Source organism: Mesorhizobium sp. B2-5-4 (genome assembly GCF_006441095.1).
GTDB classification, from domain to species: Bacteria; Pseudomonadota; Alphaproteobacteria; order Rhizobiales; family Rhizobiaceae; genus Mesorhizobium; species Mesorhizobium salmacidum.
In genome coordinates this window covers 56434-67541 of record NZ_VFUR01000012.1, presented here as the reverse complement: position 1 = coordinate 67541, position 11108 = coordinate 56434, and the positions used below count along the sequence as shown (strand labels likewise).

General features: G+C 65.7%; 9 protein-coding genes. 3 read left to right on the top strand and 6 right to left on the bottom strand.

Annotation, left to right across the window (positions count from 1 at the left end):
• Positions 1-97 precede the first annotated feature (97 nt).
• Positions 98-1426 carry a dicarboxylate/amino acid:cation symporter gene (locus tag FJ492_RS16800; RefSeq protein WP_140505625.1) on the bottom strand — a complete coding sequence of 443 codons (1329 nt, stop codon included), beginning with the start codon at positions 1424-1426 and terminating at the stop codon, positions 98-100.
• 305 nt (positions 1427-1731) lie between these two features.
• Between FJ492_RS16800 and FJ492_RS16795 the strand changes: the two genes are divergently transcribed.
• Genes FJ492_RS16795 through FJ492_RS16785 form a run of 3 tightly spaced genes read left to right on the top strand, consistent with a single transcriptional unit; the run spans position 1732 to position 5359 of the window.
• Positions 1732-3552 (top strand): sensor histidine kinase, encoded by a 1821-nt coding sequence (locus FJ492_RS16795; RefSeq protein WP_246676047.1) that lies wholly within the window; start codon positions 1732-1734, stop codon positions 3550-3552.
• Positions 3549-4934: a sigma-54 dependent transcriptional regulator gene (locus FJ492_RS16790; RefSeq protein WP_140771006.1), complete on the top strand. Its 1386-nt coding sequence runs from the start codon at positions 3549-3551 to the stop codon at positions 4932-4934. Before FJ492_RS16795 ends, FJ492_RS16790 begins: the two co-directional genes overlap by 4 nt.
• Entirely contained in the window at positions 4931-5359 is a 429-nt protein-coding gene (locus tag FJ492_RS16785) for a GNAT family N-acetyltransferase (RefSeq protein WP_140505619.1), read from the top strand. Before FJ492_RS16790 ends, FJ492_RS16785 begins: the two co-directional genes overlap by 4 nt.
• Here FJ492_RS16785 and FJ492_RS16780 read toward each other — a convergent pair whose 3' ends face one another.
• The 5 genes from FJ492_RS16780 to FJ492_RS16760 are packed head-to-tail and all read right to left on the bottom strand — an operon-like array spanning position 5360 to position 11091.
• Positions 5360-6475 (bottom strand): anhydro-N-acetylmuramic acid kinase, encoded by a 1116-nt coding sequence (locus FJ492_RS16780; RefSeq protein ID WP_140771004.1) that lies wholly within the window; start codon positions 6473-6475, stop codon positions 5360-5362.
• A gap of 9 nt (positions 6476-6484) precedes the next feature.
• On the bottom strand, positions 6485-7489 hold the full coding sequence (locus FJ492_RS16775) for a serine hydrolase (RefSeq protein WP_140771002.1): 1005 nt from the start codon (positions 7487-7489) through the stop codon (positions 6485-6487).
• A gap of 58 nt (positions 7490-7547) precedes the next feature.
• Positions 7548-9296 (bottom strand): ABC transporter ATP-binding protein, encoded by a 1749-nt coding sequence (locus FJ492_RS16770; RefSeq protein WP_140771000.1) that lies wholly within the window; start codon positions 9294-9296, stop codon positions 7548-7550.
• Entirely contained in the window at positions 9293-10132 is an 840-nt protein-coding gene (locus FJ492_RS16765) for an ABC transporter permease (RefSeq protein ID WP_140770997.1), read from the bottom strand. Before FJ492_RS16765 ends, FJ492_RS16770 begins: the two co-directional genes overlap by 4 nt.
• Entirely contained in the window at positions 10132-11091 is a 960-nt protein-coding gene (locus tag FJ492_RS16760) for an ABC transporter permease (protein ID WP_140505609.1), read from the bottom strand. Before FJ492_RS16760 ends, FJ492_RS16765 begins: the two co-directional genes overlap by 1 nt.
• Positions 11092-11108: the final 17 nt, after the last annotated feature.

The window sequence follows — 11108 nt, the reverse complement described above, 5'->3', positions numbered from 1 at the left end:
CGAGTCGCCGCTGGGCAAAGCCGTCTGACATCACGGACATAAGCCGATGGCCGCAAGCTGGGTGCCTGCGGCCATCGTCATTTCACGGAACGGCGGATTACTCGGCGGGAACGATGTCCGCCGGCAGGCTGTCGTCGGCCGTACCAGCCAATGCCCTGGCCAGCTTGGCTTCATCGAGCTCGCCCTCCCAGCGCGCCACGACCAGCGTCGCCACCGCATTGCCGACGAAGTTGGTCAGCGCCCGGCATTCCGACATGAAGCGGTCGACGCCAAGGATCAGCGCCATGCCAGCTACCGGCACCGAAGGAACCACAGAAAGCGTCGCGGCCAAGGTGATGAAGCCGGCCCCGGTGATGCCGGCGGCACCTTTCGAAGAGAGCATGGCGACCAGCAGCAGCAGGATCTGGTCTGATATCGACAGATGGATGTTCGTCGCCTGGGCGATGAACAGCGCCGCCAGCGTCATGTAGATATTGGTGCCGTCGAGATTGAAGGAATAGCCGGTCGGGATGACCAGCCCGACCACCGAGCGCTTGGCGCCGGCCTTTTCCATCTTCTCCATCAGCGAGGGCAGTGCGGCTTCCGACGACGATGTACCCAGCACCAGGAGGAGCTCTTCCTTGATGTAGCGGATCAGGGACAGGATCGAGAAGCCGTTGTAGCGGCAGACCGCACCGAGCACGACGAACACGAACAGGAACGAGGTCGCGTAGAAGGTTCCGACCAGCATGGCGAGGTTGATGACCGAGCCGATGCCGTATTTACCGATGGTGAAGGCCATCGCGCCGAACGCGCCGATCGGCGCTGCCTTCATCAGCACGCCGACCAGCTTGAACATCGGCGCCATCAGCGCCTGCAGGAAGTTGAGCACCGGCGTGCCCTTGTCGCCGACCAGCGCCAGCGCGATGCCGAACAGCACCGAGAAGAACAGCACCTGCAGGATGTCGCCGTCGGCGAAGGCGCCGACGATCGTGCCGGGGATGATGTTCATCAGGAAGCCGGTGACTGACTGGTCATGCGCCTTGGCGGCGTAAGTGTTCACAGTCGATGCGTCGAGCGTTGCCGGGTCGATGTTGAAGCCGGCGCCCGGCTGCACGACATTGGCCACGACAAGGCCGATGATGAGCGCAAGCGTCGAGAAGGTGAGGAAGTATAGCATCGCCTTGCCGGCGACACGGCCGACCTTCTGCAGGTCGCTCATGCCGGCGATGCCGGTTGCGACCGTCAGGAAGATGACCGGGGCGATGATCATCTTGACCAGCTTGATGAAGGCATCGCCGAGCGGCTTCATGCTCTCGCCGATCGACGGATAGTAATGGCCGAGCAGGATCCCGACGGTGATTGCTACGAGCACCTGCACGTAGAGCTGGGCATAGAGGGGCTTGCGCTGCGCGGCGGGCGCGGCGGATTGGTCTGCGATATGCATCGAACTCTCCCTGGCCGGATGGACGGAACCCGCCCTGCGTGACTTCTCCCATCGCGGCGCTCCGGTTGCCCGCCGCTGCTAGGACCTTTGCAAGCGCTGTGCCAGATGGCGAATAGGCCGAAATCCCTAGGTTTCAGCCGTTCCTGCCCTGCTGTCGGCGGAAGCTTGTGCGGATTTCCGCACAGGTCTTGTTTGCCCTGGCGGAATTTCGCATTAGACTGGGGCCAAAGCCGTGCAGGGAAGGGAGAGGGCCGACGCCGCGACAGCGCATCGATAGCGAAGCCCCAGGGTTTGCCGCCCGCGACCTGTTGCGCGAAGCGGTAGTGCGCCTGCGCGGCGGCCGTTGGCTGCTTGCGGCGATCGCGCTCGCGGTGCTGGTGGGAGCGGTCGCCGTTGCCGGGCGCATCGCCGAGGATCAGGCCGCCGGCAACTTGCGCGACGGGGCACTTGCCGCCTTGCCGCTGGCGGCCGGAACCCTGACCGGCGAAATCGAAAAGCAGCGTCTCGTGCCGCTGGTGCTGGCGCGCGACGATGCGGTGCGCGCCGCGCTGCGCCGCGCCGGGAAAGTCGAGGAAACCGCTCTCGACGCCAAGCTGAAGGCCATAGCCGGCGATGCATCGGCCTCGGCCATCTATGTCATCGACACGGCGGGCATGGCGATATCAGCCAGCAATGCCGGCCAGCCGGACAGCTTTGTCGGCATCGACTATAATTTTCGTCACTATTTCACCGATGCGATGGCCAACGGCGCGGCCAGCCAGTATGGCCTCGGCACGATCAGCGGCAAGCCGGGTCTCTACCTCGCCGGCCGTGTCGACGATGGTGGCAAACCGCTTGGCGTCGCGGTTCTGAAGGTCGAACTCGGCGGTGTCGAAGCCAATTGGCGCGCCAGCGGCTTTCGCGTTTTCGTCACCGACGAGCGCGGTGTCGTTCTGGCCACCAGCCAGCCCGATTGGCGCTTCCATGCGCTGGCGCCGCTCTCCGCCGCGGACGCCGCCGCGGCGCATGACCGGCTTCAACTGATCGACGCCGCCTTCGAGCCGCTGCCGATACGGCGTGGCGCCGGTGACGGTCTGGCGACAATCGACGAAGCCGGAAAATCGCGCCGGTTCGTCGAGGTGGTGCAGGACTTGCCCGGTGCTGTCCCCGGCTGGCGCCTGTGGCTGCTGACACCCTCCGATGCCGCCATGACCTCCGCCGCCAACACGGCGCGCCTGACGACACTGCTCGGGCTGCTGCTGATGGGGCTGCTTGCCTATGTGTTCACCCGGCGGCGTCGCACGCGCCGGCTGCGGCAGGAGGCGCTGGCGCGCATGAACACCGAGCTCGAGAGCCGCGTCAGCACCCGGACCGCCGAATTGACGCGATCGAACACGGCCCTTGCCGGCGAAATCGCCGAGCGCGAAAACGCCGAGGCCAAGGTCCGCCGGCTGCGCGACGATCTCGCCCAGGCCAACCGGCTCTCCATCCTCGGCCAGATCGCCGCCGGCGTAGCGCATGAGATCAACCAGCCGGTCGCCGCGATCCGCACCTATGCGGAGAATGCGGGCCGGTTTCTCGAGGCCGGCAAGACCGAACCGACGAGCGCCAATCTGACCTCGATCGTGTCGATGACCGAACGCATCGGCGCCATCACCGGCACGCTGCGCACCTTTGCTCGCCGGCCCGGCGTCGCGGCATCGCCGTTGCCGGTGCGCGAGGCGATCGAGGGCGCGTTGTCGCTTCTGTCCGGCCGCATCCGAGATTCCGGCGTCACCATCGTCAAGCCGCGCGGTAACGCATCGCCATTGGTGATGGCAAGCCGCATCCGGCTGGAGCAGATTCTCGTCAACCTGTTGCAGAATGCGCTGGACGCCATGAAGGACCGGCCCGATCCCCGTATCGAGATCGACCTCGCCGAACGTGGCGACAGGGTGCTGATTTCGGTGCGCGACAATGGTCCCGGCCTCGGGCCGGAAGCCGCCGGCAATCTGTTCATGCCGTTCCAGACCACCAAGGAAAAGGGGCTTGGCCTCGGCCTGGTGATCTCGCAGGAGATCGCCCAGGAATTGGGCGGCACGCTGCGGCTCGACCCCGACACGGCCAGCGGCGCATCCTTCACCATCGACTTGAGGCGGATCGAATGACGCAGGGATCAGGGTTGGTGGCGCTCGTCGACGACGATGCGGACCTGCTTCACGCCACCACGCAACTGCTTGAACTTGCCGGCTTCACGGTGATCGCGCTCGACGCCGCCGAGGCAGCGCTTGGTGTCGTCGACACGGATTTCGATGGTGTGGTCGTCAGCGATATCCGTATGCCCGGCATGAACGGTCTGCAGCTCTTCGACCGCGTCAAGGCTGTTGACCCCGACTTGCCGGTGATCCTGGTCACCGGGCATGGCGATGTCGATCTTGCCGTCGCCGCGCTCAAGGACGGCGTCTATGATTTCATTCCGAAACCCTATGCGGGGGAGCGCCTGGTCGAGGCCCTGACGCGGGCATCGGAGAAGCGGCGGCTGGTGATGGAAAACCGGCGGCTGCGCGAAGCCGCGGCACTTGCCGCCGACGGCATGCCGTTGATCGGCGAGGCGCCCGCCATCCGCCGACTGCGTGAAACCTTGCGCCAGATCGCGGACATGGATGTCGACGTGCTGGTGGAAGGCGAGACGGGAACCGGCAAGGAAGTGGTGGCCGACCTCCTGCACCGGTGGGGCCGCCGCCGCGCAAAGCCCTTCGTCGCATTGAATTGCGGCGCTCTGCCCGAAACCGTCATCGAAAGCGAGCTGTTCGGCCATGAGGCCGGCGCGTTCACCGGCGCGCAGCGGCGGCGGATCGGCCGGATAGAGCACTCCAGCGGCGGTACGCTGTTCCTCGACGAGATCGAATCCATGCCGCCGGCGTCGCAGGTCAAGCTCTTGCGGGTGCTGGAGACGCGCAGCCTCACCCCGCTCGGCTCGAACGAGACGCGGCGCCTCGATCTCAGGGTCGTCGCGGCGACCAAGGTCAACCTCGGCCGGCCCGACCAGCGCGGCGATTTCCGCGAGGACCTCTATTTCCGCCTCAACGTGGTGACGCTGCGCATTCCGCCCTTGCGCGAGCGGCGCGGCGATATCGCGATGCTGTTCGGCCATTTCCTCGGCAAGGCGGCGGAGCGGTTTGGCCGCCCTGTCGCCAAGGTGAACGCCGCCGTGAGCCATCATCTCCAGGCGCACGACTGGCCGGGCAACGTGCGCGAGCTCGCGCATTTCGCCGATCGCGTCGCGCTCGGACTTGGTGCCGATGACGAAACCAGGGCGGTCGCGCGGCTGCCGGAGCCGGCCGCCGCACTGCCCGAGCGGGTCGGGCAATACGAGGCGCAGCTCATCCGCGACGCGCTGCGCGATCATGGCGGCGACGTGCGCGGCGCCATCGACGCGCTCGGCGTGCCGCGCAAGACGTTCTACGACAAGCTCAAGCGCTACGGCATTGCCGCATCCGACTTCCGCCCTCTTGACGCTTCCAACCGCGCAATCCGGAAAGAGCCATGAACACGACACTTGAAACGACGGCAAATCCCGTGCCGGAAGAACTCGCCTTTCTCAGTGAACGGCTGACGGCGTTCAACGATGGCGATGTCGGCGCGTCCGAAAGGAAGGCGCTGGCCGTATTTGTGCGCGACGAGGACGGCGCTGTCGTCGCCGGCATCTCGGGCTACACCGCCTGGGGCTGGCTCTACGTGCAGTGGCTGTGGGTCGACGAAAGGCTGCGCGGCCAGCATATGGCAGGCCAGATGCTGGATGCAGCCGAACGCGAAGCCGTGGCACGCGGCTGCCAAAATGCCTGGATCGACACTTTTAATCCCAACGCCGCCAAGGTCTATCAGCGGCAAGGTTATCAACCTTTTGGGACGCTGGCCGATTTCCCGGTCGGCCGCAGCCGAATTTTCCTGCAGAAGAATCTATCGCCCGCGTGATCAGTCAGCCAGCTTTCCGCCGCGCATCGGTTCCGGTGCGCCGGTCGTGCTCGGGAAACTGATCGGCAGGCCGCGCAGCACGCGCACCGCGAGGAAGGCAAAGCACTCCGCCTCCACCGCGTCGCCGCTCCAGCCGAGGCTTTCGGCCAGCACCACCTCGACGCCGGCGCGGCTGGCGAGCATGGCCATCATCGTCGGGTTGTGACGGCCGCCGCCGCTGACCACCAGCTTCTTCGGCCGGCTTGGCAGAAGGTCGAGCGCCTTGCCGACTGCGGCGGCAGTAAACGCGGTAAGCAGCGCCGCGCCATCCTCGGCGTTCAGGTCGTCGGCCATGGCCGCGCTGAAGTCGAAACGGTCGAGCGATTTCGGATAGGCCTTGGTCAGATAGGGATGCTGCAACAGCTTGGCGAGCCGGGCTTCGTCCACCTTGCCCGCGCGGCCCAGCGCGCCGTCACGGTCCATTTCGCCGAGCCCTTTCGACTTGATGAAATCGTTGAGCGGCGCATTGGCGGGGCCGGTATCGAAGGCGATGACATTGTCGGCGCCGTCCCACCAGGTGATGTTAGCGACGCCGCCGAGATTGAGCACGGCCACCTCGCCGCTGGCGCCGGCGCTGCGCATCAGCGCGGTGTGATAGGCGGCTGCCAGTGGCGCGCCTTGCCCGCCGGCGCGCATGTCGGCCGAACGGAAATCATAGGCGACCTTGGTGCCGAGGATCTCATGCATCAACTCGCCGTCGCCAAGCTGGCGGGTCTGGCCGAACCGTCCGACCTGCGGCGCGCGATGCAGCACGGTCTGGCCGTGAAAGCCGACGACGCCGATATCGGCCATCGTCATGCCGTACCCTTCGACGAGTTCCTTCACCGCCGCCGACTGCGCACGCGTCAGCGCCTCTTCCGCCTTGCTGAAGATCGCCGGTTCCGGCCCGACAAAATTCCAGGCCCTGGCCGCGGTCAGCGTCTCCTCCAGCAGGGAGCGGATCGACGGGGAATAGGGCATCAGCCGGTAGGTGCCAAAATCCTCGATCCGCTCGCCATCGGTCTTGATCAGCGCCACGTCGATGTTGCCGTCAAGCACGGTGCCGGTCATCAGGCCGGCAGCCCAGATTGGTTCCATGGTCTATCCCTAGCCCCTGTTGATGAGATCGCCGACGGCTTGCCGCAGCGAGACGATGCCGCTGTCGAAATGACGTGTCGGATGGATGCGGTTGGTGAGCAAGGTCCACGCCTTGCTCTTGTCGAAGTCTATCCACAGTCCCGTACCGGTAAAGCCGGTATGGCCGATCGTTCCCGGACTGCATAACGCACCCCCGGACCAGCCTTCGTAAGGTCGTTCCCAACCATGGGTTCGGGTGGCCGACAACGGCGCGCGCATCAGCGCGATCGATTGTTCCGATGCGCCGGTTCCGTCCAGCAGTCCCCGGGCGAAGTTGAGCACCGAAGCGGCCGTACCGAACAGGCCTGCGTGACCAGCGCCCTGCAACGCCGAGCAATTGTCGTCGTGGACCTCGCCGGACAGCACGCGGTGGCGCCAGGTGCAATCCTCGGTCGCCGCGGCGGCATCGGGTTCCGTGGACCAGGCAAAGCTCGGGCCGGGCTCCATGGCGCGAATGCTCTTGCCCGAAAGCCGCTCCAGCGCAAAGCCGAGCAGGATGAAGTTGATGTCGGAATAGACGGGGTCGCGCGCCCGCCATTCGCGCTGCAGGATGAAGGCGCGCAGCAGCTCGGGATCGCGTCCGTAGGTGTAGATCGGCTCGACTGCGGGGAAGGGCGTCTGGTGGCCGAGGCACTGTCGGAAGGTCACCTTCCGCTCCCAGGCGTTGGCGTCATATTGGCGAAGGTCGGGAAGCACCGAGATCAGCGGTGCGTCGAGATCGATGATGCCGTCCTGCGCCAGCGCCAGGATACGCGGCGTTGTGAAGATCACCTTGGTCAGCGACGCCAGGTCGAACCAGGTGTTTTCCTGCATCGGCCGCGGCTTCGGCACGAACTGCGCCGAGCCGATTGCGCGGACGATGCGCTCGCCATCGCGGCTGACAATGCCGAGCACGCCGCCAGGGATACGTCTGGCGGTCACTGCCGTTGCCAAGGGCGCGAATGCGCGGTCGAAGAGCTGGGAGAGGCTACTCAATGCCGGCCTCCTTCGGAGAGGTAGCGCTGTCCCGCCGACCTTACATATCCCAGGGCCATCACGCCTCCACCCTCGCCATATGATCCCCTCCAAACCGCTCCCATTTCGCCGGAGCCGGCTCAAACCCCTGCGGGCGCACCAGCGACGGCACCTGGCGCGTGTCGATCTCGAAATGCTCGTGCCGCCGGTTGATGGTCGGAACGGCGGCGATCAGCTTCTTCGTATAGGAATGCCTCGGCTTCGACAGCACGGACCGCGCGTCGCCGATCTCGACGATCTGGCCGGCATAGATGACCGCGATGCGGTGCGCGATCCGCTCGACCACGGCCATATCGTGCGAGATGAACAGATAGGCCAGCGCATATTCGCGCTGCAGGTCGAGCAGCAGCTCCAGCACTTTGGCCTGCACCGAGACATCGAGCGCCGATACCGCTTCGTCGAGAACCACGACGGACGGGTTGAGCATCAGCGCGCGGGCAATGCACAGTCTTTGCCGCTGGCCGCCGGAGAATTCATGCGGGTAGCGCTCCAGGCTGTCCTTGGGCAGGCCGACGCGTTCGAGCAGGCCGGCCATTCTGGCCCGCGTTTGGGCATCCGCCCGCCCGCCGGTGGCGATCACCGGTTCGGCCAGGATGCTTTCGATGGTCAGCCTTGGGTTGAGCGAGGCGTAGGGGTTCTGGAACACCATCTGCACGGGCTTGGCGCCGCGCTCCGACGTGGCCGTTCGCGTGCCGACCGAGAAGCTGCCGCGTGTCGACCGCACCAGCCCCAGCACCGCCTTGGCGGTGGTGGATTTACCCGAGCCGCTCTCGCCGACGATGGCCAGCGTCTCGCCTTGCATCAGGTCGAAATCGACCCCGTCGACGGCATGCACCGCGCCGGTCGCGCGACTGAAGAAGCTGCTCTTGAGCGGAAACCGAACCACGAGCCCATCGACCCTCAAGGCCGTTTGCGTGTTCACGGCCTTGTCGCGCTGTCCGTCCACGCGTGTCGCCCGGCCACTGGCGAAATGCGGCACGTCCTGCAGCAGGTGCTGTGTGTAAGAATGCTGCGGGCGGTCGAGGATCTGGTTCAGTTCGCCCTGTTCCACGGCCTGGCCGTTTTGCATCACCATCACCTTGTCGGCGATGCCGGCGACCAGGCCGATATCGTGGGTGATGAAGATCATCGACATGCCGCTTTCGCGCTTCAGCTCGGCAAGCAGCGCCATGATCTGTGCCTGCACGGTGACGTCGAGCGCCGTCGTCGGCTCGTCGGCGATCAGCAGGCGCGGATTGCAGGCGAGCGCAATCGCGATCATCACCCGCTGCAGCATGCCGCCGGACAACTGGTTGGGCGTGTATTTCAGCCGTCGCGCGGCATCTGGAATGCGCACGCGGTCGAGCGCGTCCCTGGCTGCCGCCGTGGCTTGCGGGCCCGTCAGTCCGCGATGCAGGCGGAACGATTCCTCGATCTGGGTGCCGATGGTCAGCACCGGGTTGAGCGAGGTCATCGGTTCCTGAAAGATCATGCCGATCTCGGCGCCGCGAATGCCGGTCAGTTGCGGTTCAGTCGCGGCTGCCAACTCGAAGACGGTCCCATCGACCCGCTTCAGCTTCATGGAACCGCCGGTAATGCGGCCGCCGCCGAAATCGACGAGCCGGTTGATCGACAGCGCCGTCACCGATTTGCCCGAGCCGCTTTCGCCGACAATGGCCAGCGTCTCGCCGTCGGCGACATCGAAGCTGACCCCGCGCACCACCTCATTGGCCTTGGGATTGCGGCCGAAGCCGACGCGCAGGTCCGAGACCGACAGCAGCGGGGTCATGCCAACACTCTCCGCATCCTGGGGTCGAGGATGTCGCGCAAGGCGTCGCCCAAAAGGTTGAAGCCCAGAATGCTGATCATGATCGCCAGGCCTGGGAAGATCAGCAGCCAGGGTGCCGTTTCCATCAAATTGCGGCTGTCGCTCAGCATCAGGCCGAGCGACGCGGCGGGCGGCTGCGTGCCAAGGCCCAGGAAACTCAGGCCGGCTTCGGTCAGCAGCGCCCAGGCGAGCGCCAGCGTCACCTGCACGGTCAGCGGTGCCACGAGGTTGAGCAGCAGGTGGCGCGTGACGATATAGCTCGTACTGCTGCCGAAGGTGCGCGCGGCATCGACGAATTCGCGTGTCTTGAGCGACAGCGCGGGGCCCCGCACCACGCGCGTGAAAATCGGCGTGTAGACGATGCCGATGGCCACCACGCTGGTCCATGTGCCCGGTCCGGCGACGGTGACGATAAGCAGCGCCAGAAGGATCGCCGGGAAGGCCAGCAGCACGTCCGTGATCCGCATCACCACGCCATCCCAGCGGCGCCCGAGCCAGGCGGCGGCAAGCCCCAGGACCGTTCCGGCAAGGGACGCGAAGGCCACCGAGAAGAAGGCGACCGTAAAGGACTGGCCGATGCCCGCCATCAGGCGGCTGGCGACGTCGCGGCCGAACAGGTCGGTGCCCATCCAGTAGGCGGCGCCGGGCGCGTGCAGCCGGTCGATACGGTATTGCGTGATCGGATTGTGCGGCGTCAGCCCCAGCAGGCCGAGGATGGCGAGCAGCAGATAGACGCACACGATGACGCCGCCGATGCGGCCGCTGCCATGGCCGAAGATGGCACGCAGGATCCGCATCACTGTTCCCCCAGCCGGATGCGCGGATCGAGCGCGACATAGGCGAGGTCGACCAGGAGATTGACGATCATGAAGTTGAAGGCGATGAACAGAACGCTGCCCTGCACCAGCGCGTAGTCGCGCTGCAGGATGGCATCGAGCACCATGCGTCCGAGGCCGGGCAGGGCATAGATTTGCTCGACGATGACGGCGCCGCCCAGGAGGTAGCCGAACTCTATGCCGCTCAGCGTCACCACCGGGATCAGCGCATTGGGCAAAGCGTGCCGCCAGATGACACTGCGCGCCGAAGCGCCCTTGCTGCGGGCCGTGCGGACATAATCGTCGCTCAACACGTCCAGCATCGCCGAGCGCGCGATGCGGGTGACGGACGCCGCGAAGGCGAAGCCGAGCGTGATGGCGGGGAGGATCAGCTGGCTGAGATTGCGCAAGGGATCCTGCCAGAGCGGCGCGAATTCGCCCATCGCCGGCAGCACGCCGAAGCCGGCCGACAGCGTGTAGATGATCAAGAGGCCAAGCACGAAACTCGGCGTCGATTGGCCGATCATGGCGACGATGCGCACCCCAAGGTCGGACGGTTTTTCGTTGTGCGTGGCGGCGTAGATGCCGGCCGGCATGCCGACGAGAAGCGCGATGATCATTGACAGCACTGCCAATTCCAGCGTCAGCGGAAAACGCTCGAGGATGACGTCGAGAACCGGCCTGCCATAGGTGACGGAAATGCCGAAATTGCCGTGCAGGATGCCGCCGATCCAGCGCCAGTATTGAACGAACCAGGGTTGGTCGATGCCGAAGTAGGCGGCGAGCGAATCTCGTTGTGCCGGCGTCAGCAGGCCGGCCTCGGTGCCCAGCATCGCCGTGATCGAATCGCCAGGCACCATCCGGATCGCGACGAAGACCAGGATGGATACGCCAAGCAGGACGAGAGGAAACGTCGCCAGCCGTCGCAAGAGATAGTTCACGCCAGGAAGACCTCTCG